Genomic DNA, 21523 nt, shown 5'->3' on the forward strand with positions numbered 1-21523 from the left:
GTGCCGCGCCTGATTCTCGCCTCGGCCAGCCCCCGGCGCCTTGCGCTGCTGGCGCAGATCGGACTTGTCCCCGACCTTGTGATTGCCACTGACATCGACGAGGCCCCCCGCCCCGGCGAGCCTGCGCGCGACTGCGCGCTGCGGCTTGCGGCCGGAAAGGCGGCGGTCGTCGATGCGGGCCCGGACGACGTTGTCCTTGCTGCCGATACTATCGTCTCTGCGGGACGCCGCATCCTGGGAAAACCCGAGGACGCGGCCGAGGCCGAGGCCTTTTTGCGTCTGTTGTCGGGCCGTCGGCACCGCGTCGCGACCGCCGTTGCCGTGCGGCGCGGCGCGCGGGAATCGCTGCGCCTCGTGGAGACGACGGTGCGCTTTCGGCCCCTGACGCGGACCGAAATCGAGGATTACATCGCCTGCGGCGAGTGGCAGGGGAAGGCCGGCGGCTACGCAATCCAGGGCCGTGCTGCGGCCTTTGCGCCATGGCTGCAGGGATCGTTTACCGGCGTGGTCGGTTTGCCGCTGGCCGAAACGGCGGCCATGTTGAGGGCGGCCGGCATTCGACCGCGGGGGGACGCATGAAGGGCAGACAAGTCGTTCTGGGCCAGTTGTTCGGGGCCGAGGCCGCGGCGCTGATGGTCGACGGCCAACTGGAGGACCTTCTGGTCGATTCATCGGCTCTGGTCCCGTTGGCGCCCGGAGCAATCTGCCGCGGCATCGCCGACAGGCCGATGAAGGGGCAGGGCGGTCTGTTTCTGCGCCTGCCGGGCGGGGCCAGCGGGTTCCTGCGCGATCGCAGCGGCATCGCGCCGGGCCAGCCGGTGCTGGTGCAGATCGCCGGCATCCCCGAGTCCGGCAAGGCGATTCCGGTGACCGCGCGCCTCTTGTTCCGCGGCCGCGCCGGTATCGTGACCCCCGATGCGCCGGGCGTGAACGTCTCGCGCCGCATCCGCGACGAAGAGGCGCGCGTCGCCCTGACGGCGATGGGAGAGGCCGCGCTGTCCGGTTGCGATCCCCGCACCGGCATGGTTATCCGTAGCGCGGCCGAGGTTGCCGATCCGGCCGAGGTTTCGGACGAGTTGACCCAACTCGCCCAACTGGCGGCTGCCATCGCCGATGATGTGGACGGGAAAGAGGAGTTGCTGCTCGATGCTCCCACCCCGTGGGAGGCCGCGTGGCGCGACTGGTCCGAACCCGAGGACAGCGTGTTGCAGGGCGAGACTGCCCTCGCCGACAGCGGTGCCGAGGCCGCGATCGCCGCGCTGCTCTCGCCCGAGGTTTCGTTGCCGGGCGGCGGCTCTGCGGTGATCGAGCAGAACCGCGCGTTGGTTGCGATCGATGTGAACACTGGTCGCGACAGCTCGCCCGCCGCCGGCCTGAAGGCGAACATTGCCCTCGCGCGGGATCTGCCGCGCCAGTTGCGCCTGCGCGGGTTCGGCGGCCAGGTGGTCGTCGATTTTGCGCCGATCCCCAAGCGCGACCGCGGGACGTTGGAGCAGGTGCTGCGCGCCGCTTTCAAGGGCGAGGCGGCCGAGACCGTGCTGGCCGGCTGGACTGCCATGGGCCTGTTCGAGATGAGCCGCAAGCGCGACCGCGTCCCATTGGCGCGCCTCGCCGCCGCCGCCGGATGGCAGCTATGAGCGCCGCGCGTACAGCGGCCCCGCAAGGTGGCAATTGTCCAATCTGCGGCAAGGCCACGGTGCGCGCCTTCCGCCCGTTCTGTTCCGCCCGCTGTGCGGACGTGGACCTGGCCCACTGGCTGCGCGGCGACTATCGCATCCCGGCCGAGCCGGTGGATCCCGAAGCACAGGATCCGGCGTCAGAATAGCTCTGGACAGGGCCGCGTGCGGCGGCTAATCACGCCCGCACCCGGCCGGAAACGGCCCAGTGCCCGGATAGCTCAGTTGGTAGAGCAGCGGATTGAAAATCCGCGTGTCGGTGGTTCGAATCCGCCTCCGGGCACCACTTTTCCTCAGTCCTAACGTCGAGCGCGGCAGGCCGGTCGTGGTACCGGCAGCCTGGGATGCAGATGTCGTTACCCCTGCGGCGGCGGTCCTATGCGCTCTCATACTGCGCCCGCGCCGCAGCGATAAATGCCGCAACGACGCCCAACTCGGACACCTCCTGGCGGCAGACGAGGTATTCGGAGGCGGGCGAAGAGTCGCGGATGGGGACGCCGACCAGACGCTCATCGGCGCCGAGTTCGGCGTCGAATACGACCCCGATGCCCAGCCCAGCGGCCACGGCTTCCTTCATGGCCTCTCGGCTGCCCATGACGAACTGCTGGGGAAAGACGACGCCCAGACGTTGCGCGGTGCCCTCGAACAGTTGGCGGGTGGACGAGCCGACCTCGCGCATGATGATGGTCTCGTCGGTAGCCTCGGACAGGTCGATCTCGGCGCGGTTCGACCAAGGATGCCCTGCGGGCAGCACGAACATCAGCCGCAGCGCCACCAGCCGGGTGCAAGCGAGATGCGGCAGAGGTTCCGTCAGCGTCAGCATGGCGATGTCGATCCGCGACTGCTCGACCATCTCCAGCAGGCGGGCCGAGTTGTCGAACAAGACCTCCAGGCGGACGGTAGGGCAGGCGGCCATGAATCGCCCCAGCACCGGCATGACGAGGTGCGGGGCGCATTGGCCGATGGACAGGCAGCCTCCCTCGGGCGAAGCGCGGCCGAATAGCCGCATCTCAAGATCGTCCAGCACCAGCAGGGCTTGCCGGACGCGGGGCAGCAGCGCCTCGCCCTCGGCCGTCAGCACCGCACCGCTGGCTTGTCGCAGCAGCAAGGGACGCCCGCTGTCCCGCTCCAACGCCTTGATGTGCTGGGTCACCGCCGGCTGGCTGATCCCGAGCGACTGCGCTGCTGCAGAAAGCGAGCCATGCCGCGCGACGGCGTCCAGGCTGCGCAGAAACTGGGCGTTCATCCTGTTCCTCCCATCGGTGCGAACAACGGCCCGCGTCACAAAGCCGACACGGACTTCATCTATCCTTATAGCAGAAGGCGAAAAACGCGCCATCACTTATGGCCAGAAATCTGCCTGACAGCAAAAGGATAGACCATGACACGCATCCAACTTCGTCCCGGCCTGTCGGGCCTCGCCGTTACTCTTGCGCTGACTGCGGCCGGCGCGGCGAGCGCGCGCGAGCTGGTGATCTACAATGCGTCGGACAAGGTGAACACGGTCATGATGGCCGCGTTCAAGGAGAAGCACCCCGATATCGAGGTGAAATTCGTGGACGGCTCGACCGGCCCGATCACCGAGCGCGCCATCACCGAAAAGAGCAATCCACAGGCGGATATCGTCTATCTGGTCAACAACCTCGCGCTGGAGCAGCTGAAGCAGGCGGGCGTGTTCGAACCCTACGAACCGGTGGATTCGAGGATCGCGCCCGACTTTCGGGATCCCGACAATTTCTTCAACAAGTACTTTGCCACCACGATGTGCATGGTCGTGAACACCGAGCGACTGGGTCAGAAAAACCTGCCCATGCCGACCACCTGGGAAGACTTGGTCAAGCCGGTCTACAAGAACGAGATCTCGCTGCCCTCGCCGCTGAAGTCGGGCACGGGCGGGGCGGTCCTCACGACCTTCGTGGACGCATTCGGCTGGCCCTTCGTCGAGAACCTGAAGGAGAACGTCTATCAGTGGTCCGAGGGTGGCAGCGGCGGCGCGAACCTCGCCTCGACCGGCGAGGTCGCGGTCGGCATCAGCTTCGACACGACTTGCCACCAGATCAAGGACTCTGGCCGCCCGGTCGAGGTTGTCTATGGCCGCATCACCCCGAACGTGACTGAGGGAGGCGGGCTGGTCGCCGGCGGCCCGAACCCCGAGGAAGCCAAGCTTTACCTCGACTTCATGGCCAGCGATGACGCCGCCAAGGCGCTGGACGATCTGGTTGGCGCGACTGCGGCGCCTGGCTACGGCCTCGTCGATCTGTCCGAAGTCTACCTGTGGCAGATCCGCCGTCCGGTGGATATGGTCGAGTTCCGCAAGGAGTTCTCGACCCGGATCATGGGCGAATGATCCACGAACGGCGTCCCGAAGCCGCTATCGCCGTCGGGCCGCTGCTGCGGCTCGACGGGATTTCGCGCTCCTTCGGCCAAACCAAGGCAGTCGATGGGGTGTCGCTGGAGATCGCCCAAGGCGAGTTCGTGACACTGCTGGGCGATTCCGGCTGCGGCAAGACCACCCTGCTGCGCATTGTCGCGGGCTATGTCGCGCCTGAACGCGGCCGCGTGCTGCTGGTGGACCGCGACATCACCGCGCTTGCCCCGGCGAGGCGGCGCATGGGATTCGTCTTTCAATCCTACGCGCTCTTCCCGCATCTCGACGTCGGGGCGAACATCGCCTTCGCGCTGAGGCTGGCGGGCGAGCCGATGTCGTTGCGCAGATCCCGCACCGCCGAACTGGCCGAGATGCTGGAGATCGCGCACCTGCTGGACCGCTTTCCGCACGAGCTTTCGGGGGGTCAGCAGCAGCGGGTGGCGATGGCCCGGGCGCTCGCCTCGTCGCCGCAACTGCTGCTGCTGGACGAGCCGATGTCGGCGCTGGATGCCCGCATCCGTACCCGTCTGCGCGACGAGTTGAAGGCCCTCATCACGCGCATCGGGCTGACGGCGCTTTACGTCACCCACGATCAGGAGGAAGCGCTGGCGATGTCGGACCGCATCTGCGTGATGCACAGCGGCCGGCTGGAGCAGGTCGGCACCCCAGCCGAGATCTATCATCGCCCCGCCACGCGTTTCGTCGCCGAGTTCGTGGGGCTCTCCAATATCATTGACGGGATTGCCGACGCCGGCGGCTTTGATGCGGGCGGCGAGATCTGGCCGCTGCCCAGCAACGAGGCGCGCCTGGGCGCCGCCACGCTGGTCTATCGGCCCGAAGCGATTGACCTGTCCGCTTTTCGCGGCGGGGGTGACCCCCGCCTTGTCGGCCGGATCGAGCGCATCGCCCTGCTGGGCGCACTGCAACGGCTCTGGGTCCGCACCCGCGCGGGCCGTCTGGTGCTGGTCGAGCGGCCCTCGGTTGAAGTGGAATGGCGCGCCGGGATGGCGGTGTCGCTGGCGCCCGATCCCGAGCGTGGCCGCTTGCTGGCCGTGGCCGCCTGATGAAAGCCCGTCAGAAGCAGACGGCCGCGGGAGCGTTGCTATCGCTGGTCGTGGCAGCACTGCTGGTCATCTTCATCGCCGTTCCCTTCGCGGCGGTGCTGCGCGAGAGCGTTGTCGTCTCGCAGCCGATGTCGTTGCAGCGACTCGACCGCATCACCCGCGAGGCCATCGCCGAGATTCCGGACGCCGAGCGGGACGTCGCTTTGGCGCGCTGGGCTGGGCAGATCACCCCATCCGAGCGCGTCGAGGCGATGGCCGCAGCGTTCCATTTGGCCGATCGCGACGTGCCATGGGACCGCAGCCGTCCCTATGAAGAACAGGACCGCCGAGCCCAGGCAGCGCACGCGGCGCTCGATCCGGTCGCGCGCTCCGAGGTCGATGATTTCTTCGCCGTCGCGCATGTGATGCTGCACAAGCGCACGGCGCTCGCCTTCATGGTCCGCGAGGAGATCGGGAAGGCACGATTCGACGGCATGCGCAGCGGGGTCGAGCGCCAGTTCGGGCTGGCCAACTATGCCGAGGTGCTGGCGACCCCGCACTTCCAGCGCGCGGCGATCAACTCGCTGACCTTGGCGTCGGTAACGACATTGATGACCGTCAGCCTCGCCTTCGCGTTGGCCTATGGTCTGAACTCAGGCGCGTTGCCGCGTCCGGGCCTCATGCGCGGTGTGCTGCTGTTGCCGCTGGTCGCGCCTCCGGTCCTGATCGCGACGGCGACACTGATGCTGTTCGGGCGGCGGGGGCTGATCACCAACGGCCTGCTGGATGGGGCGCTGGGGCTGGTCGACGCCGACCAGGTCAATATCTACGGCCCGGTCGGCATCGTCGTCGTGCAGATGCTCGCCTTCTTGCCGGCTGCGCTGATCGTGCTGGACAACGGCTTTCGCGACAGCGACCCGCGCCTGGTCGAGGCGGCGCCAGGGCTGGGGGCGGGCTACGGGGCGCAGATGCGCAGCGTGGTCCTGCCGATGAGTTTTCCGGCGCTGAAGCGCACTATCGTGCTGGTCTTCATCATGGCGCTGACGGATTTTTCCAACCCGATGCTGCTGGGGGGCGGGTTTCCGGTGCTGGCCGAGGTGATCTACGACCAGATAACCGCCTACCGGAACATGCCGCTCGCCGCCGCGGTCTGCATCATCCTGCTGATCCCACCACTGCTGCTTTATGTGGCGCTGGAGCAGATCGGCCGTCGCCGCCGCTTTTTCGTGCCGGGCGCCGCCCCGCGAGGCGTCCTGCCAGTGCCCGCACCGGCGCGTCGGCTGCTCGCCGGCCTTGCCCTTGCGGCCGGAGGTGCGATCTTGCTGGTCTATGGCACGATGATCCTCGGCGCCTTCACGCGGATCTGGGGCGTCGACCGGGGGCTGACGCTGGGCTATTTCATCCCCGCGCTGCAACCCACCGGGCTGCCAACCAACGTCGCGGGAATGAGCGAAGTCGCCGACAGCCTGCGACTGGCTCTGGTCGCCGCACCTCTGGGCGGCCTTCTGGCCGTGCTGGTCGCCTATGTCGTCGAGAGGCTGCGGCCGCCGGGATCGGGCGTGATCTTCTTCATCACGCTGATGCCGGCAATCCTGCCCGGCATCATCTTCGGCATTGGCTATATCCTCGCCTTCAACGCGCCCTTCGGCATTCCGGCTCTGTCTCTTAGCGGGACCTTTGCAATCCTCGTGCTGAACGTGATGTTCGGCAATCTTTTCGTCGGCGTCCTGGCGGGACGCGCGGCGCTGCAGCGGCTCGACCGCAGTGTGGACGAAGCGGCGGAGGGTCTGGGCGCGGGTATCGGTGCCCAGATCGGGCTGATCATGCTGCCGCTGCTGCGGGTGCCGATCCTCCTCGGGACGCTTTATGTGTTTATCGACGCGCTGACGACGCTTTCGTCGGTCATCTTCCTGGTCTCCGGCGATCACAAGCTGGCGTCGATCGCGATCTTCAACGCTGCGAATGGATCCTCCTTCGGGCCGGCTGCGGCCAAGAGTGTCGCGCTGCTGGTTATTGCGCTGACAGCGATGGCGCTGCTGCGCCGGATGGAGCGCCGCGCCGGCACCGGATTTCGCAAGGAAGTGGTTCAAGCATGACTACTCTTGCTGAACGCGATGCGCGCGTGTTTTTGCATCAAAGTTCATCCTCGCCCGTCCGCAGCGGGCTGCGGGCGGTCGAGGGCATGTGGATCGAGGATAATGACGGCCGCCGCCTGATTGATCTGCACGGCAACACTGCCCATCTTCTGGGCCACGCGAACCCGGAGATTCGCGCTGCGCTGGCCCGGCAACTCGACGAGCTGGCCTTTTGCCCGCGCCGCTATACCAACGCACCCGCGGTTGAGCTGGCCGAGGCGCTGACCGCCCGGTGGTCGGGTCGGGGCGAGGCCGGGGTGCTGTTCGCCCCCAGCGGCTCTGACGCTATCGAGATCGCCATGCGCCTTGCCCGCGCCGCGACCGGAAGGTTCGAGACGGTGTCGCTGGACGGCTCGTTCCACGGCAGCGGCTTTGGCGCGCTGGGCCTTTCAGAGGCCGTGCTGGACCCCCGCCTCGGCCCGCACCTGCCTGGTCTGCAGCATGTCGCGCCCTATTGGGGTGAGGGCGGCGCCGAGCGCATGCTGGATGGGCTGCGCCAAGCCTTCGCGACAAGTGCCACGGGTATTTCCGCGGTGATCGCCGAAGCGGTGCGCTCGAACTGTCATATGCCGCCACCCCAGCTGTGGCCCGAGGTCCGGCGCGTCTGCGACGATCATGGCGCGCTGCTGATTTTTGACGAGATTCCCTCGGGCCTCGGCCGGGCGGGCAGGTTTTTCGCCTTCGAACTGTTCGATGTCCAGCCAGACATAGCGGTGCTGGGCAAGTCGCTCGGTGGTGGGGTTCTGCCGCTGGCCGCCGTGATCGCCGACCGCCGGCTGGACGTCGCCCCGGACCTCGACATCGGGCACTACACGCATGAAAAGAACCCGATGCAGGCGCGCGCGGGGCTGACGACCGTGCAGATGGTCCTGCGCGACGATCTCCCCACCCGCGCAGTCGAGATTGGACATCGCCTCGCCGAAGGTATCGCCGAGATTGCTGCGCGAACTGGCCGCCCCGCTGGTCTACGCGGCCCCGCCGCGCTTCTTGCGCTCGAGTTGCCGGGATGCGGGCTCGCAACGGCCGAGTTGGTCGCGCGCTGCAGGGATGCCGGTCTGTCCACTACCGGCAAGGGTCCCCAGTCGGTCGGGCTGAGTCTGCCCTTGACCGTCAGCGATACGGATATCGACGAAGTGCTGAGCCGGATCGAAACGCTGATTGCGCGTCTCTGACCCGGCTCGCGGCTCGGTCAGGCGCGCCCGGCCTCAATCCGCTCGATCAGCGCGGGTAGATCGGCGACCGTGTCGATCACGTGATCGGCGCCGGCATCGCGCAAAACCGCCGTCGCTTTCGCCCGTAATGCATCCCGCTCGGCGGCCGGAAGGGCGGCGAGTTCAGAGGCAGACAGCGCCGCCTCGTTGCCCGACAGGGAGAGTCCGACGGTCACGCAGCCCGCCGCAATTCCCTCGGCGATACCGGGGGCCGTGTCGTCCACCTTGATGACCGACTGCGGCGGATGGGCGACAAGGTCGATAAAGCAGCGATACATCATCAGCGGGCCGGGACGACCCTCGGCCAGATCGCCCGAGCAGACCAGGTTGTCGGGCGCATAGCCCTGCGCTGCCGCGACGGGCAGGATCCGCTCCATGATCGAACGGGGATAGCCCGTGGTCGACCCAATCCGGATGCCGCGAGCACGAAGCCAGTTCACCGTTTCCAGCGCGCCCGGAACCAGCGTCGCGTGGTCAGCGGCCATCGTTTCCATAAGCGGCACGAACTCGGCATGGATGGAATCGACATCCGCGTCAGCCGCATCAGTGCGGCCGCCGGCATGCCATTGCGCCGCGATATGCGGCTCGTCCAGCATTTCCCGGATGTGATCCCATTTCCGCGCACCCATTGGCTTGCGTGCATCGGCGGCAGAGACCTCGATCCCGAAGCGGCCGAATGCCGTGATCACCGCGTCAACGGGCGCGAAGGACCCGAAATCGATCATCGTGCCCGCCCAGTCGAACACGACCGCCTTGAATTTGCTCATCGCCACAAACCTTTTTGTCTTAAAGCTCGAGCTTGTCGCGTCGGAGGGTAACAGTTTGATGGAACCGGCGGCCCTCGGTGAATCGGCGAGCATCGGCCTCAGCAGCGCCTGTTGCTGCTCGCAGGCGTACAGGAGTCAAATCCGCAGTGGGACCGGCCGGGTATCGTTCCCTCTCGACGCCGAGAGGTCCGGTTGCCGGGTAGGACGTGCCCTCGCTGTCACGGAAGCGCGATAGAACGGCACTAATGTCCAAGTCGCTGGAAACAGATATGGAGCCTTGGGCGGTGGGCAGTCACTGCGATGGCGAGGCTCCGTTTACCGTCGCGAAGGGCCGGCGGGCGGGACCTCTGGAAGCTCAAGGCGCATTGAGCATCTCCTGCCCGGAGGACTCTCGCACCCGAGCTGCCCCTCGGGCGCCATGTGGCCGGGCCTCGTTGCAGCTCTGCGCGCCGCAGGCCGCAGCGCCGGTCAGCCTGCCGCCCTGCCCGTTTCGCGGGTCGCCCCCCCAACCCAACCCGAACCCGGAGAAAAACCGATGCGCGTCGTCACCTACAACATCCAGTACGGCAAGGGCCGCGACGAGCGCTATGACATCGAGCGCACCGCCGCCGCCTTGGACGGCGCTGACATCATCGGCCTTCAGGAGGTCGAGGCCTTTTGGGACCGCTCGGGCAACATTCACCAGTGCGAGCGGATCGCCGAACTTCTGGGCCTCCATTCCGTCTATGGCGTGACCGTCGACATCCACAAAGGCCTGGCCCTGCCGGACGGCAGGACCCGCGACGTGCGCCGCCAGTTCGGCAATGCCGTGCTGTCGCGCTGGCCGATCCTTACCAGCCGCACGTTCCTCTTTCCCAAGCTCAGCCCCGCCAACGCGCATGCCATCCAGCGCGGCATCACCGAGGCGACCATCGCGACACCGCTCGGACCCGTCCGCGTCTACAGCACCCATTTCTCGCATCTGTGCGAGGAGGAGCGGCTGGATCATGCCCGCATCGCGCTGGAGCTTCACCGGCGTGCCCATGCAGACGGTCCAGTGGCGAGCGGCGGGCACGCGGACCCGAGCTGGCTGGAGGATAGCCCGCCGCCTGTGCCCGCCGAGGCGATCCTGCTCGGCGATCTGAACTTGACCCCGGACAGTCCCATCTATGCGGTGCTCACCGGACCGGTCAGCGAAATGTATGGCCGGCTGCACCGGCCCGATGGCTTTGTCGATACCTGGACTGCCGCCGGGCATGACGAGGCGTCCGGACCGACTTTCTATCACGGCGACGAGGGCTGGCAGGCCAGGACGGGCGAGCGCATCGACTATGTTCTTGCGACGCCCGGCCTCGCCAAGCGGGTCACGGCGGCTGAGGTGCTGACCGGGATCGACGCCTCGGATCACCAGCCCCTCGCCGTCACTTTCGAGGTCTGAGCCGAGGCTACATCCGCGAACGATCCGCCCTGTCCATAGCGCGAAACTCAGGCGCTGTATTTCTCGATGAAGGCATCGATGGGCAGTTCGCGAATGTCGGGCAGCGCCGCGCGCAGACTATCGTGGCTCCAGTCCCACCATGCGATCTGCTGCAATGCGGCGCCCTGCGCCTCGGTGAAGCGGCGCTTGATTTCGCGTGCGGGCACGCCGCCGACGATGGTGTAGGGGGCGACGTCCTTCGACACCACCGCCCCCGCGCCGATCACCGCCCCGTCGCCAATGGTGACGCCCGCCAGCACGGTGACGCCGTGGCCGATCCAGACATCATTGCCGATCGTCACCCAGTGGCGCTTGCGCCAGGCGAAGAACTCGGCGTCGTCATCGCCCAGCCCGTATTGCGCGGCGCGGTAGGTGAAATGATGCTGGCTTGCCCGCCAGGTCGCGTGATTGCCCGGGTTGATCCGCGCTCCTTCCGCGATCGAGCAGAACTTGCCGATGGTGGACCAGATGACATCGCCATGCTGGACGATGTAGGAATAATCCCCGAACTCGACCTCGCGCATCGACACATGGGCATAGATCTCGGTCCAGCGGCCAAGCTGGCAGTCCACGACGCTGGCGGTGGGATGGACGTTCGGCGCTTCGTTCAGGGTCTTCATGCGGTAGCTCCCACAAGGCGGCTGCGGATCAGGCCAGAAAACCAGTCGATCAGATAGACCATGAGAATGATCAGGATGATGATCGACCAGACCTCGTCCCAGCGATAGGCGGCGATACGGTCCGACAGCAGGAAGCCGATGCCTCCCGCGCCGACGATGCCCAGGATGGTGCCCGAGCGGACATTGGATTCGAAATTGTAAAGCAGGATCGAAAGGATCACGGGCATGACCTGCGGCATTACGCCAAAGCGCACTGCCTGCAGCCCGGAGCCGCCCGCAGCTGTCACCCCCTCGACCGGGCGGCGCGAGGTGTTCTCGATCGCCTCGGAAAACAACTTGGCAAAGGTGCCGACCTCACTGACGGCGATCGCCAGGATCCCGGCCAGCGGGCCTAGTCCGAAGGCGCGGATGAAGATCAGCGCGAGGATCAGCGTCTCGACCGCGCGGATCAGGTCGTAAAGGCGGCGGGTCGAAAAGCGCAGCAGGGGCAGGCGATTGATGTTGCGGGCGCCGAGGAAGGACAGCGGAAAGGCGGCGAGCGCGCCTAGCACGGTGCCGAGGAAGGCCATCGAAAGCGTCTCGCCCAGGCCCTTCAGCACCTCCGAGAACTCACGCCACGTGGTCCAGACATGGGGCGGGAACATGAAGCTGAAGATGTTTCCCAGCCGCGAGAGCCCCGTCGCAATCCTCTGCGGGGTGATGTCGAAGGCGATGAGGCACCACAGGAACAGTGCCGCGGACCCCGCCCAGAACAGCGCGCGGATAAGGCGGTGGCACAGCGGCTTGCGGAAGGCGAGCGGTGCACGCGCCCTCGCTGCGTCGATGCGGGCGGCGTCGGGGGCAGAGGGGGCAACGGTCATGTTTCGGCCTCGATCACGCGGTGGCGCAGCTTGCCGGACAGATGGTCGATTACGATGACCGTTACGAGGACGATCACGAACAGCGCCGACAGGTCGGTGTATTCCTGCAGGCTCATGGCGGTGCGGATTTCCTGCCCGAGGCCGCCGGCGCCAACATAGCCGACGATCGAGGACGAGCGGACGTTGATCTCGAATCGCAGCAGCGTGTAGCTGATAATGTTCGGCAGCACCTGCGGGACGGCGCCATAGCGGATCTGGTCGAACCAGGTCCCGCCGGCCGCCCTCACGCCCTCCAGCGGGCGCATGTCGATGTTCTCGTTAACCTCGGAATAGAGCTTGCCGAGCGAGCCGCAGCTATGGATGCCGATTGCCAGCACCCCGGCCATCGGCCCGACCGAAAAGGCAAAGACAAAGATCAGGGCCCAGACCAGTTCGGGCACGGTACGGGCGATTTCCAGCCAGCGACGGATGAACCAGGTGACGGCCGGATGTGGCGAGAGGTTGCGTGCCGCGGGAAAGGACAGCAGGAAGCCCCCGGTGACGCCAACCACCGTCGCCATCCAGGCGATCAGGATGGTTTCCCACAGAAGTTCCAGCCAGATCCGCCAGCGCCAGAACCACGCCGCCAGATCGGCACCAAGGCTGGACCAGCGCAGTTCGGGGATGGTCTTGGACAGGTATTCGCCAAGACGCGGCAGTCCCGCTGGAATGATCCAGCGCCAGTCGCGGCTGCCGTCGGGCATCGTGACCTGCGTGACCTTGAAGAATTCGCCCAGCCACGCGGTCAGCAGGCACAGGGCGGCAAAGACGCCGAGCCCGGTCCACCAACGCAGCCGCGCCCGCGTCCTCGCCTGGGCGAAGTCGGTGCGAAATCGCGCCATTGCTGGCGCGCCGTGCAGCGGTGGATTGATGTCGGCGAGGGTCATTGCGTGTCCGGCGCGAAAGGGCAGGCGAGGGGTCGCCTGCCCGTGGAGGATGAGGGTCAGCTGCGGCGACGCTGCTCTTTCAGCCAGTCGCGCATGTCGATGATCCACTGGTAGTGGTCGTGATCGACACGGGTGTAGCCCGCGACCGGATTGTCACCGCCGATCTCGTTGCTGACCATCGCGTCGAACGCCGCCTTGTCGGCGGTCGGAAAGGTCTCGAGCGCGTCGCGCATGTCGTCGATCAGCGCCTCGGGCAGGTTGGCGCGCGCGGTGAAGGGGCCGTTGGTGATCTCGGGCGATTCCCAGATCTTGCAGATGACGCCGTCCTTCAGCATGCCCTTCAGAACCATGCGCTGCGGGATGCCGCGGGTGTCGCTGTTCTCGTATGTCGCGGCGGCATCGAAGGTGCCGTTGGCAACGCCCTGGACGCCCGCCTCGTGGCTGCCCGAGAACGGCGTTGCCGAGAAGAAGCCGTCGCCGAAGCCCTGCTGGACCAGGTTGTAGAACGGCACCGCATAGCCCGACGTGCTGTCGGGATCGGCAAAGGCCAGCACCTTGCCCTTGAGATCCTCGACATTTTTGTAGTCGTCGGCGCAGCGCGTGACGATCGTCGAGTAATAGCCCGACGTGCCATCGGCATCCTCCGCCGCCAGCAGGGGGATCACCCCGCCCTTGGTCTCGGACCAGGCGGCGGCATAGGCGGACGAGCCGAGGAACGAGAATTCGATCTGGTTGGCCGCGAGCGCCTGCACGACCCCGTCATAATTGCCTGCCGTGAACAGCTCGACCTTCACGCCCAGCGTCTTTTCCAGATAGCTCTTCAGGCCGTCGTACCGCTGCACGCGGTCCTTTTCGTTCTCGCCCGAAAGGACGCCGAACCGGACGACCTGATAGTCGGCCTTCCAGTCCTGGCCCAGGGCCGGGGTGGTCGTGAGCGCGGCAAGCGCGAGCATCGCAAGGCTGCGGGTGGGAATCATCGGAAATCTCCGTTGTGGGGGGATCAGGCGTAGGCCGCCACGCCGACATGGCGCGGGGCGGTCGAAGTGACGTCGTGATCGAAAGCCCCGAAGGCGTCCGAGCCATAGATGTCTCGGACCACGTCGTCGGTCAGTTGGCGCGGCTTGCCGTCAAAGAACACCCGCCCATCGCGCATGGCGATGATGCGGTCTGAATAAGCCCGGGCAGTGTCCAGCGTGTGCAGGTTTACCAGCACCGTGATGCCGTCCTCGCGGTTGATGCGGCGAAGGCTGTCCATCACAAGCGTCGCGTTGGCCGGGTCGAGCGAGGCGATCGGTTCGTCCGCGAGCATGATGCGCGGTCGCTGAACCAAGGCGCGGGCGATGGCGACGCGCTGCTGCTGGCCGCCCGACAAGGTGCCGGCGCGCTGCAGTGCCTGCGGCACCAGCGACAGCCGGTCCAGTGCCTCGATCGCCATCGTCCGCTCGGCATCGGTAAAATGCATCAGCATCGACGAGACAAAGCCATGCTCGGCCAGCCGCCCGACCAACACGTTGGTCAGCACGTCCAGCCGGTCAGACAGGTTGAACTGTTGGAAGATCATCGCGCAGTCGCGCCGCCATTGCCGCAGCGCTCGGCCGCGCAGGGCGCTGACCTCGGTCCCGCCGAAATGGATCTTTCCCGAGGTCGGCTCGGTCATCCGGTTGATCAGGCGCAGGAGGGTGGATTTCCCGGCGCCGGAGCGACCGATCACGCCCACGAACTGTCCGGCGGGGATGTCCAGCGAGACGTCGTCGACGGCACGGGTGACGCCGAACTGACGGGTAAGGCCGGAAAGGGAGAGTTGTTCCTGTGTCATGGCGGCACATTCGACCGAAGCTGTGACAGGGCAACTTCATTCGGATGAATGTTGAACGACAATCCAGATGCGAGGTAAATACATGTAATTCAAGGGTAAAACTCCCGCGCCACGCTGTGCGGGCCGGGGAAGGGCTTCGTGGTAAAGCGCGTAATCAGGCGGCCGCGCGGCCGCCCATCATTCCGTCCGAAAAGATCAGCCGTCCGCCGCGCAGCGTCGCGCGGACATGGCCGATGCCGTTGTCGTCGGCGATCACCAGATCGGCGGCGAGCCCCGGGGCGATCCGGCCGCGGTCGACGAGCCCGAGCGCATCTGCGGGATTGGCTGTCGCGAGTCGCGCGGCGCCCGCCAGACCCTCCGGGTCGGTGGCCGCCAGGGCAAGCACCGCGGGCAGGATCGCCGAAGGATGGTAATCCGCGGCGAGGATATCGAGCAGCCCGGCGGCATGCGCCTCGCGCGCAGACAAGTTGCCTGAATAGGAAAGCCCACGCAGCGCATTCGGCGCGCCCATAGCATTCGCCATCCCCGCCGCGCGTGCGGCGCGCGCGGCATCGAGCGTTACCGGGAATTCGCTGATTGTCGCGCCCAGATCGCGCATCAGCGCAACCTTTTCCGGGCTGTCATCGTCATGGCTGGCCAGCGGCAGGCCATGTGCGCGGCAGGCCGTGGTCATCGCCCGCAGCACCGCCTCCAGCTGGTCGGGGGCGACGGACTTGCGCTCGATCCGCTCGGCAACCGCGACGCGTGCATCCGCTTCGGAAAGATTGGCGTTCTTGGCCACGTTGCGGATGTGGCGCTCGAGGTCGCGATACTGGCCTTGGCCCGGGGTGTGGTCCGTCAGCGAGACGAGGTCCACCGTGCCCTCGGCGATCAGCTCCTCAACCACGGACAACGCGTCGGGAAAGGTGATCTCGAACCGGGCATGGACGCGGTGATCGACCCCGAGGTGCGGGCGCATGGCCTTGAGGCCGCGCAGCATGTCCTTGGTGTTGTCGAAATGGCGGATATGACCATAGGCCGAATGGGGGTTGAAGCTGACCGCGGCATAGGCGGTCGTGACCCCGGCCACCTTGAGCCGCTGGTCCAGATCGCGCAGCCCCAGTGCCAGCGGCATCCGCACCCCGGGGCGGGGTTCCACCTCGCGCTCGATCATGTCGCCATGCATGTCGATGAAGCCGGGCATGAGGATCAGCCCATGGCCCTCGACCGCGGCGCCGGGCACCGGGATTTCGCGGACCTCGGCGATGTGGCCGTCCTCGACGCGCAGTGCGCCGAGGTCGATCACCCGGTCGGGCAGCACCAGTCGAAAATCAGACAGCCACATCGGCATCCTCGCGTGCGGTCAGGGAAAATTCGCGGTCGATCAGCGCAAGCACATCGCCCGGGTGGTGGAATACCCCGATCATCGCCGTGCCCTGCGCCTTCAGTGCCGATAGGCGCGCGATCAGGGCCGCCCTTGCGCCAGCATCCAGCGAGGCGGTGGGCTCGTCCAGCAGCAGCAGCCGCGGTGGCAGGATCAGAGCCCGGGCAAGGTTCACCTTTTGCTGCTCGCCGCCCGAAAAGGTTGCGGGATAGGCGGGCCAGAGGTCAGGCTTGATGCCATAGGATGCCAGCGCCGCGCGGGCGGCTGCCCGTGCCTTGACCAGCGGCTGGCCGGCGGACAGCAGCGGCTCGGCCACGATGTCCTCGGCCGGAACGCGGGGACGGGCGGTCAGGAACTGGGTGACAAAGCCGATCTCGTGCCGCCGCAACAGCGCGATGTCGACGTCCGCCGCGCGAGCAAGGTCGATGCGGCCGCCATCCGCCCGGGTAAACACCACGCGCCCGGCCTCCGGCAGGTAGCTGCGCCAGATGGTCCGCAACAGGGTGGATTTTCCGGCCCCGTTTGCCCCGGACAGCAGCAGGAACTCTCCCTCGTCCAGCGTGAAGCCCAGGTCCTCAAAGGCCGGCAGGGTCCGGCCCAGGTGATGCATGGTGAAGGATTTGGAAAGGTCCGAGACCTCGAGCACCCGGCGCGTCATAGCTTTGCCTGCACCAGTTGCTGCGAATAGGGGTGCTGCGGGTCCTGAAATACCTGGTCCGCCAGCCCCTGTTCGACCACCTGGCCGCGGCGCATGACAACCACCCGGTCGGCCATGGTGCGGATCACCCCCAGATCGTGGCTGACCAAGATCATCGTGATGCGCCGGTCGCGCTGCAGGTGTTTCAGCGTGTCCAGCACCAGTGCCTGCACGGATACGTCAAGCCCGGTCGTCGGCTCGTCCAGCAACAGGACGGCCGGCTCCAGCGCAATCGCCTTGGCGAGTTGTACACGCTGCTGCATCCCGCCGGAAAGCTCGACCGGCGGCGCATCCATGCGGGCCAGCGGGAACTCGGACGCCTCGAGCGCAACCTGGCCCCGTTCGCGCAGGGCGGCGAAGCGGCGCTCGCCGGCGATCAGCAGCCGCTCGGCCACGTTGCCCGAGGAGGAGTTGTGCATCAGCAGGCCCTGATGCGGGTGCTGGTAGACGATGCCGATGTGCCGGGCACAGAGTTGGGCGCGGGCAAAGCGGCCAAGGTTGAACAGGTTGCCGTCCGCCCCCGGCACGCCCGGCAGCGACAGGCGGTAGTCGCCCGCTTCCGGCACCTCCTGCAGATTCAGCATCCGCAGCAGCGTCGACTTGCCGGAACCGCTTTCGCCAACGATGCCCAGCACCTCGCCCGGCCAGACGGTCAGTCCGACATCCTGCAGCGCCACGACCTCGCCATAGCGATGCGACACCCCGTCGAGCCGGATCAGGGGCTGGTCGGTCACCAGCCGCGGCGGGTCCAGTCCTAGAGCGGGGCGGCCATCAAGCACGACGAAACTCCCCTGCGCGGTACCACGTCGGGGCGGGAGCGGGGCCCGAACCCTCCGCGGCGCGGATCGCCTTGATGCCCAGTTCGCTGTCCGAGACCTCGTGCATGACCCCGCCATCCGCCTGAGGCAGTTCGTTCATGAAATAGCCCCGCAGCCCGCTGCGCCCGCATGTAAGGACGGCGTGATCCTCGACCCGGAAGGGAATGTCGTCGAACACCAGTGGCTCGACCGTGGTATGGGGCGGTACGGCGTAAAGGCGCTTCTCGCGTCCCGCCGACAGGATCGTCAGATGCTCGGCCATGTGCAGCTTGGGCAGGTCCCAGCGCGGAATGGGCGAGGGGGTCATGACATGGCGGCCATTGACCAGCGCCGGATAGCCCGCCCCCTGCATGATCCGGCCCGCGCGGACGACCTGCTCGTACAGGATCAGCCACAGCCGCGCATAATCGGCGTCGGCATGCATCTGGCGGGCGCGGGACATGTCGGGCTCGACCGGCCGCAACGGCTCGGGGTTGGGCACCTGCAGGACCAGCATCTGGTCCGCCCGCAAGACTTCCTCGGGGATGCGGTGGCGCGACTGGATCAGAGTGGCAGCAGTGGTATCGCACGTGCCCGCCGCGCCCGAGACGCGGGTGACAAAGCGCCGGATCGAGGCGGCGTTGACGCTGTCATCCGCGCCCTGATCGATGACCTTGACGCACGAGCGCGGGTTCACCAGCGTCAGCGTGACCTGAAGGCCGCCGGTGCCCCAGCCCCGCGCCATCGGCACCTCGCGGCTGGCATAGGGGATCTGGCAGCCGGGCACGGCGACGGCCTTGACCATGGCCCGCCGCAACTCGCGCTTGGCCGAGGCGTCGAGGAAACCATAGCTGTGGTCGGCACGCTTCCGGGTCAGTGCGGCGAGGGTCATTCCGCGGGCTCCAGTTCAGGTGCGACGCCGGGCTCTGCCTTCTGGCGGGCTGCGCCGCGCAGGTTGTCCAGCGCCGATTGGAAGGTGACGTAATGGGGCAGCTTGAAGTGGATGCAAAAGCCCGAGGCCTCGACCGGCTCGGTGTGATAGAGGAAGAATTCCGGGTTCGTCGGGCTTTTTGGCGCCGCGTTCGGGCTGTTGAGGTCCAGCGTCGCCCCGGCGATGGTCTTGACCTCGTTCCAGCCGAAGCTGGCGCAGAATCCCAGCTTCAGCTGGGCGCCCTTGGCGTTGACGACCTCGGCCTGGCCGACGCGGATTCTGCCCGCGCTGAAGATCGTGCCGCAGGGGTGGGTGACGCGCAACGGAGCCTCAGTCAGGCGTAACTCGTTGACAGTCGGATGCGCCTGCCCGTAGCCCCGCATTGCCGAATATCCCAGTGCCAGCATCCCGCCGGTGTCGGCGCGGGCGAGGCTTTGCAGCGTGTGCGCGCGGCTGGCGGGGAACAGCAGCGGCTCGCGCGTGACATCGGGGATGGCGTCGGGCGCGATTTCGGGGGCGTTCAAGGGCGCGAGCAGCCCTTGCGCCCGCTGCCAGTCGGCAAGCGGCGGCGGGCTGGCCGGCGCAGGACGGGCAGCGGGTTCCACCGGCCGAGGCGTCACAGTCGCGCCCGACAGCACGGCGGTCGCGAGCATGCGGTGGCTGTAATCCAGCGTCGGGCCGAGGATCTGGCCGCCGGGGATATCCTTGAACGCGGCCGAGACTCGGCGATGGGTCAGCCCCTCGCCGGTCTGGATCGGCTGCGCGATCGCCAGCCGCGGCTGGGTGGTGCGCCAGGCCCGCAGCAACATCACGGCCTCGTAGAGATCGCCGCCGGTCTGGGCCAGCGCCAGCGCTGCAAGGTCGGGCGCGTAGAGCGAGGCCTCACCCATGACGCGGTCGATCAGCAGGGGCATCCCGTCGCGGATTCCCGCCACCCGCTCGGGCGTGATCGGGCCGAGCGCGGCGCGATACAGCCGCTCGGCCTGCTCGATGGCGCGCTCGCCGCCCCGGGTCGCGACATAGGCCATCAGGGCACCTCCACCCGCGTCGATCGCGGCAGTGCCAGCACCCGCGCGCCGTCGACGAGGATCAGTTCGAACCCCAGAGGATAGGTGCAGGCGAGTTCGCGCAGTGACCAGAAGGCGGGCGCGATACCGTCCAGCGCGATCTGTTGCGCCTGGCGGATGCCGGGGCCGGTCAGGCGCAGCCGCTCGCCTGCGCCGAGGCGCGCGGGTGCGATGATGGTAGCGCCACCCTCGGGGTGAAGCTCGCTGCCGACCGATAGTTGGGCGACATCCACCAGTGCGACAGGCGTCAGTTGCATGATGGCATGGTCAGCCGTGCCCACGGGCGAGAGCCGCGCGCCCGTGGCCTGTACCGCCGCGGCATGTTCCGGCGCGTAGACCCGACATTCGCGGTCGATCAGCGCCTGGGCCGCGGTCATCACGCCGCCTTCGGGCAGCTCAAAGATATCGCCCGGCAGCGACAGCGCCCTCAGGATCGCGTCGAAAGCGGCGTTGTCGCGGGCTTCCTCCGCATCGGGCAAAAGGGTCTCGGACAGGGCGCTTGCCTGCATCAGAACGTCTCCATCTCGACGCGCGTCGCCTCGATCCGGCGCAGGGTTTCTGTGTCCGCATCGGCCTGCGCGCGGGCCTCGGTCGCCGCAAAGCGGGCGACGGCATCCGCGCCACGGCCCGCCTGATAGGCGGCGTCCAGCACTGCCATCGCCATTGCCTGCTCCAGGTCCATGCCGATGATCAGGCCATAACCCTCGGTGGCCGTTCCGGGCAGGCGGATATGCGCCTCGGCCACCAGCACCTCGCCCAGATGAAAGTTAGTGCCCTGCGCCGTGTCCCGCATTGGCGCCATGACCAGCCCGCTGCGCGATGCAATGACCTCGACCGCGCCCAGTGCAGGCAGCAATTCCGAGGCCAGCGCCTTGAGGGGGCCGGGTGCAGCGCGGGCCAGCGTCTCAAGCAAAGCGGCGTGCCCTGTCATCCGGCAGCCCCTTCGTTGTCGTCCAGCATGTCGATCGAGAACTGGATGCGGTGCGCGGACCAGATCGATTCGGAATAGCCGATGGGCTTGCCGGCGTGGTCGGTGTCGGTCTTTTGCAGCACCATCACCGGCTGGTCGGGATGCTGGTCCAGCAGCCGCGCCTCCGCCTCGTCGGGCCGGCGGGCATAGATCGTGGTGTTGCGGCGCAGGTAATCGGCGACGCCGTGGGCGCGGTAGACATCAGTGACCGAGCGTCCGGCCTCGCGCTCGGCCGCCAGGTCGGGAAAGCGTGCGGCGTCATGCCAGCTTTGGTTGAGGTTGATCGGAACGCCATCGGCAAGTCCGCGGCGCAGGGTGTGATGGACGGGCGCGCCCTCGGCCAGCCCCAGTGCCTCGGCGATGCGGGCGGCGGCGGGCAGGGTTTCGGCGATGATATGCTCGCCCGAAGGCGTGCGGCCTGCCGCCAGCAGGTTTTCGCGAAAGCGGGTGCGCTTGCTGATGCGATAGCGGATCAGCGGCGCCGAGCGGACGAAGGTGCCGCGCCCCTGCTCGATGCTCAGCAGCCCGTCCACCGCAAGCGCCGTCATCGCCCGCCGCACGGAATGCCGGCCGCTTCCGAATTCGGCGCAAAGCTGCGATTCGGTCGGCAGCTGCGTCCCATCGGCGTAGTCGCCCGCGGCGATCCGTTCGGCGACCCGGTCGCGGATATTGGTCCAGTTGTGCTTGTTCATGGTCGTCCGGCAATCGTTCGGACGTTTCATGAAGACGCCGCGTGACGACGGAGCGAAGGCTGGTTGAAAGATTTGTGATGATACCGGGGCGGCGTAGACTTCAGGCATGCGGAGGGGCTACCGCACGT

Annotated in this window: 23 protein-coding genes and 1 tRNA gene; 9 read left to right on the forward strand and 15 right to left on the reverse strand. The window is 67.2% G+C overall.

Features of this window, described 5'->3' with window-relative positions:
* The 4 genes from DRW48_RS06890 to DRW48_RS06905 all read left to right on the forward strand — a co-directional run bounded on the left by DRW48_RS06890 (position 1) and on the right by DRW48_RS06905 (position 1962).
* Positions 1-579 (forward strand): Maf family protein, encoded by a 579-nt coding sequence (locus DRW48_RS06890; RefSeq protein WP_114075763.1) that lies wholly within the window; start codon positions 1-3, stop codon positions 577-579.
* A complete protein-coding gene (locus DRW48_RS06895; protein WP_114075764.1) occupies positions 576-1637 on the forward strand; it encodes a ribonuclease E/G in 1062 nt (353 codons plus the stop codon). The genes DRW48_RS06890 and DRW48_RS06895 overlap by 4 nt, the downstream gene beginning before the upstream one ends.
* Entirely contained in the window at positions 1634-1825 is a 192-nt protein-coding gene (locus tag DRW48_RS06900; RefSeq protein ID WP_114075765.1) for a DNA gyrase inhibitor YacG, read from the forward strand. The genes DRW48_RS06895 and DRW48_RS06900 overlap by 4 nt, the downstream gene beginning before the upstream one ends.
* Before the next feature lie 61 nt (positions 1826-1886).
* Positions 1887-1962, forward strand: a tRNA-Phe gene (locus DRW48_RS06905).
* Between the two features lie 90 nt (positions 1963-2052).
* Here DRW48_RS06905 and DRW48_RS06910 read toward each other — a convergent pair.
* Positions 2053-2922 carry a LysR substrate-binding domain-containing protein gene (locus DRW48_RS06910; RefSeq protein WP_162784692.1) on the reverse strand — a complete coding sequence of 290 codons (870 nt, stop codon included), beginning with the start codon at positions 2920-2922 and terminating at the stop codon, positions 2053-2055.
* A 135-nt stretch (positions 2923-3057) separates the two neighbouring features.
* Here DRW48_RS06910 and DRW48_RS06915 point away from each other — a divergent pair, with 135 nt between their 5' ends.
* Genes DRW48_RS06915 through DRW48_RS06930 form a run of 4 tightly spaced genes read left to right on the forward strand, consistent with a single transcriptional unit; the run spans position 3058 to position 8394 of the window.
* On the forward strand, positions 3058-4023 hold the full coding sequence (locus DRW48_RS06915) for an extracellular solute-binding protein (protein ID WP_114075767.1): 966 nt from the start codon (positions 3058-3060) through the stop codon (positions 4021-4023).
* Positions 4020-5108, forward strand: a complete 1089-nt coding sequence (locus DRW48_RS06920; RefSeq protein ID WP_114075768.1) for an ABC transporter ATP-binding protein — start codon at positions 4020-4022, stop codon at positions 5106-5108. The genes DRW48_RS06915 and DRW48_RS06920 overlap by 4 nt, the downstream gene beginning before the upstream one ends.
* Positions 5108-7183, forward strand: a complete 2076-nt coding sequence (locus DRW48_RS06925; RefSeq protein ID WP_162784693.1) for an ABC transporter permease — start codon at positions 5108-5110, stop codon at positions 7181-7183. The genes DRW48_RS06920 and DRW48_RS06925 overlap by 1 nt, the downstream gene beginning before the upstream one ends.
* Positions 7180-8394, forward strand: coding sequence for an aminotransferase class III-fold pyridoxal phosphate-dependent enzyme (locus DRW48_RS06930; RefSeq protein ID WP_114075770.1), 1215 nt, complete (start codon positions 7180-7182; stop codon positions 8392-8394). Before DRW48_RS06925 ends, DRW48_RS06930 begins: the two co-directional genes overlap by 4 nt.
* Before the next feature lie 17 nt (positions 8395-8411).
* On the opposite strand, the gene phnX is transcribed toward DRW48_RS06930, so the two are convergent.
* On the reverse strand, positions 8412-9200 hold the full coding sequence (gene phnX / locus DRW48_RS06935) for a phosphonoacetaldehyde hydrolase (protein WP_114075771.1): 789 nt from the start codon (positions 9198-9200) through the stop codon (positions 8412-8414).
* 535 nt (positions 9201-9735) lie between these two features.
* Between phnX and DRW48_RS06940 the strand changes: the two genes are divergently transcribed.
* Positions 9736-10617: an endonuclease/exonuclease/phosphatase family protein gene (locus tag DRW48_RS06940; RefSeq protein WP_162784694.1), complete on the forward strand. Its 882-nt coding sequence runs from the start codon at positions 9736-9738 to the stop codon at positions 10615-10617.
* Between the two features lie 47 nt (positions 10618-10664).
* Here the strand turns inward: DRW48_RS06940 and DRW48_RS06945 are convergent, their stop codons facing one another.
* The 13 genes from DRW48_RS06945 to phnF form a co-directional block, all read right to left on the reverse strand.
* Positions 10665-11276, reverse strand: coding sequence for a DapH/DapD/GlmU-related protein (locus DRW48_RS06945; RefSeq protein WP_114075773.1), 612 nt, complete (start codon positions 11274-11276; stop codon positions 10665-10667).
* A complete protein-coding gene (phnE, locus tag DRW48_RS06950) occupies positions 11273-12136 on the reverse strand; it encodes a phosphonate ABC transporter, permease protein PhnE (RefSeq protein WP_114075774.1) in 864 nt (287 codons plus the stop codon). The genes DRW48_RS06945 and phnE (DRW48_RS06950) overlap by 4 nt, the downstream gene beginning before the upstream one ends.
* Positions 12133-13062, reverse strand: a complete 930-nt coding sequence (phnE, locus tag DRW48_RS06955) for a phosphonate ABC transporter, permease protein PhnE (protein ID WP_114075775.1) — start codon at positions 13060-13062, stop codon at positions 12133-12135. The genes phnE (DRW48_RS06950) and phnE (DRW48_RS06955) overlap by 4 nt, the downstream gene beginning before the upstream one ends.
* A gap of 56 nt (positions 13063-13118) precedes the next feature.
* Positions 13119-14039, reverse strand: coding sequence for a phosphate/phosphite/phosphonate ABC transporter substrate-binding protein (gene phnD, locus DRW48_RS06960; RefSeq protein WP_199286175.1), 921 nt, complete (start codon positions 14037-14039; stop codon positions 13119-13121).
* A gap of 23 nt (positions 14040-14062) precedes the next feature.
* Positions 14063-14878 (reverse strand): phosphonate ABC transporter ATP-binding protein, encoded by an 816-nt coding sequence (phnC, locus tag DRW48_RS06965; RefSeq protein WP_114075776.1) that lies wholly within the window; start codon positions 14876-14878, stop codon positions 14063-14065.
* Between the two features lie 154 nt (positions 14879-15032).
* Entirely contained in the window at positions 15033-16202 is a 1170-nt protein-coding gene (locus tag DRW48_RS06970; RefSeq protein WP_114077422.1) for an alpha-D-ribose 1-methylphosphonate 5-triphosphate diphosphatase, read from the reverse strand.
* The gene (locus tag DRW48_RS06975; RefSeq protein ID WP_114075777.1) at positions 16189-16899 is read right to left on the reverse strand and encodes a phosphonate C-P lyase system protein PhnL; all 711 of its coding nucleotides are present in this window, start codon (positions 16897-16899) and stop codon (positions 16189-16191) included. Before DRW48_RS06975 ends, DRW48_RS06970 begins: the two co-directional genes overlap by 14 nt.
* Positions 16896-17717: an ATP-binding cassette domain-containing protein gene (locus DRW48_RS06980; RefSeq protein WP_199286232.1), complete on the reverse strand. Its 822-nt coding sequence runs from the start codon at positions 17715-17717 to the stop codon at positions 16896-16898. The genes DRW48_RS06975 and DRW48_RS06980 overlap by 4 nt, the downstream gene beginning before the upstream one ends.
* Positions 17710-18627 (reverse strand): alpha-D-ribose 1-methylphosphonate 5-phosphate C-P-lyase PhnJ, encoded by a 918-nt coding sequence (locus DRW48_RS06985; protein WP_114075778.1) that lies wholly within the window; start codon positions 18625-18627, stop codon positions 17710-17712. The genes DRW48_RS06980 and DRW48_RS06985 overlap by 8 nt, the downstream gene beginning before the upstream one ends.
* Positions 18624-19694 (reverse strand): carbon-phosphorus lyase complex subunit PhnI, encoded by a 1071-nt coding sequence (locus DRW48_RS06990; RefSeq protein WP_114075779.1) that lies wholly within the window; start codon positions 19692-19694, stop codon positions 18624-18626. Before DRW48_RS06990 ends, DRW48_RS06985 begins: the two co-directional genes overlap by 4 nt.
* Positions 19694-20242 (reverse strand): phosphonate C-P lyase system protein PhnH, encoded by a 549-nt coding sequence (gene phnH / locus DRW48_RS06995; RefSeq protein ID WP_114075780.1) that lies wholly within the window; start codon positions 20240-20242, stop codon positions 19694-19696. The genes DRW48_RS06990 and phnH overlap by 1 nt, the downstream gene beginning before the upstream one ends.
* Positions 20242-20664: a phosphonate C-P lyase system protein PhnG gene (locus tag DRW48_RS07000; protein ID WP_114075781.1), complete on the reverse strand. Its 423-nt coding sequence runs from the start codon at positions 20662-20664 to the stop codon at positions 20242-20244. The genes phnH and DRW48_RS07000 overlap by 1 nt, the downstream gene beginning before the upstream one ends.
* The gene (gene phnF, locus DRW48_RS07005) at positions 20661-21425 is read right to left on the reverse strand and encodes a phosphonate metabolism transcriptional regulator PhnF (RefSeq protein ID WP_241963405.1); all 765 of its coding nucleotides are present in this window, start codon (positions 21423-21425) and stop codon (positions 20661-20663) included. The genes DRW48_RS07000 and phnF overlap by 4 nt, the downstream gene beginning before the upstream one ends.
* Between the last annotated feature and the right edge of the window lie 98 nt (positions 21426-21523).

Source organism: Paracoccus suum (assembly GCF_003324675.1).
Taxonomy (GTDB): Bacteria; Pseudomonadota; Alphaproteobacteria; order Rhodobacterales; family Rhodobacteraceae; genus Paracoccus; species Paracoccus suum.

Excerpts from the sequence above, each read along its gene's own strand:
- DRW48_RS06895 (WP_114075764.1), top strand. The coding sequence starts at position 576 with ATGAAGGGCAGACAAGTCGTTCTGGGCCAGTTGTTCGGGGCCGAGGCC.
- DRW48_RS06900 (WP_114075765.1), top strand. The coding sequence starts at position 1,634 with ATGAGCGCCGCGCGTACAGCGGCCCCGCAAGGTGGCAATTGTCCAATC.
- DRW48_RS06910 (WP_162784692.1), bottom strand. The coding sequence starts at position 2,922 with ATGAACGCCCAGTTTCTGCGCAGCCTGGACGCCGTCGCGCGGCATGGC.
- DRW48_RS06915 (WP_114075767.1), top strand. The coding sequence starts at position 3,058 with ATGACACGCATCCAACTTCGTCCCGGCCTGTCGGGCCTCGCCGTTACT.
- DRW48_RS06920 (WP_114075768.1), top strand. The coding sequence starts at position 4,020 with ATGATCCACGAACGGCGTCCCGAAGCCGCTATCGCCGTCGGGCCGCTG.
- DRW48_RS06925 (WP_162784693.1), top strand. The coding sequence starts at position 5,108 with ATGAAAGCCCGTCAGAAGCAGACGGCCGCGGGAGCGTTGCTATCGCTG.
- DRW48_RS06930 (WP_114075770.1), top strand. The coding sequence starts at position 7,180 with ATGACTACTCTTGCTGAACGCGATGCGCGCGTGTTTTTGCATCAAAGT.
- phnX (WP_114075771.1), bottom strand. The coding sequence starts at position 9,200 with ATGAGCAAATTCAAGGCGGTCGTGTTCGACTGGGCGGGCACGATGATC.
- DRW48_RS06940 (WP_162784694.1), top strand. The coding sequence starts at position 9,736 with ATGCGCGTCGTCACCTACAACATCCAGTACGGCAAGGGCCGCGACGAG.
- DRW48_RS06945 (WP_114075773.1), bottom strand. The coding sequence starts at position 11,276 with ATGAAGACCCTGAACGAAGCGCCGAACGTCCATCCCACCGCCAGCGTC.
- phnE (WP_114075774.1), bottom strand. The coding sequence starts at position 12,136 with ATGACCGTTGCCCCCTCTGCCCCCGACGCCGCCCGCATCGACGCAGCG.
- phnE (WP_114075775.1), bottom strand. The coding sequence starts at position 13,062 with ATGACCCTCGCCGACATCAATCCACCGCTGCACGGCGCGCCAGCAATG.
- phnD (WP_199286175.1), bottom strand. The coding sequence starts at position 14,039 with ATGATTCCCACCCGCAGCCTTGCGATGCTCGCGCTTGCCGCGCTCACG.
- phnC (WP_114075776.1), bottom strand. The coding sequence starts at position 14,878 with ATGACACAGGAACAACTCTCCCTTTCCGGCCTTACCCGTCAGTTCGGC.
- DRW48_RS06970 (WP_114077422.1), bottom strand. The coding sequence starts at position 16,202 with ATGTGGCTGTCTGATTTTCGACTGGTGCTGCCCGACCGGGTGATCGAC.
- DRW48_RS06975 (WP_114075777.1), bottom strand. The coding sequence starts at position 16,899 with ATGACGCGCCGGGTGCTCGAGGTCTCGGACCTTTCCAAATCCTTCACC.
- DRW48_RS06985 (WP_114075778.1), bottom strand. The coding sequence starts at position 18,627 with ATGACCCTCGCCGCACTGACCCGGAAGCGTGCCGACCACAGCTATGGT.
- DRW48_RS06990 (WP_114075779.1), bottom strand. The coding sequence starts at position 19,694 with ATGGCCTATGTCGCGACCCGGGGCGGCGAGCGCGCCATCGAGCAGGCC.
- phnH (WP_114075780.1), bottom strand. The coding sequence starts at position 20,242 with ATGCAGGCAAGCGCCCTGTCCGAGACCCTTTTGCCCGATGCGGAGGAA.
- DRW48_RS07000 (WP_114075781.1), bottom strand. The coding sequence starts at position 20,664 with ATGACAGGGCACGCCGCTTTGCTTGAGACGCTGGCCCGCGCTGCACCC.
- phnF (WP_241963405.1), bottom strand. The coding sequence starts at position 21,425 with ATGAAACGTCCGAACGATTGCCGGACGACCATGAACAAGCACAACTGG.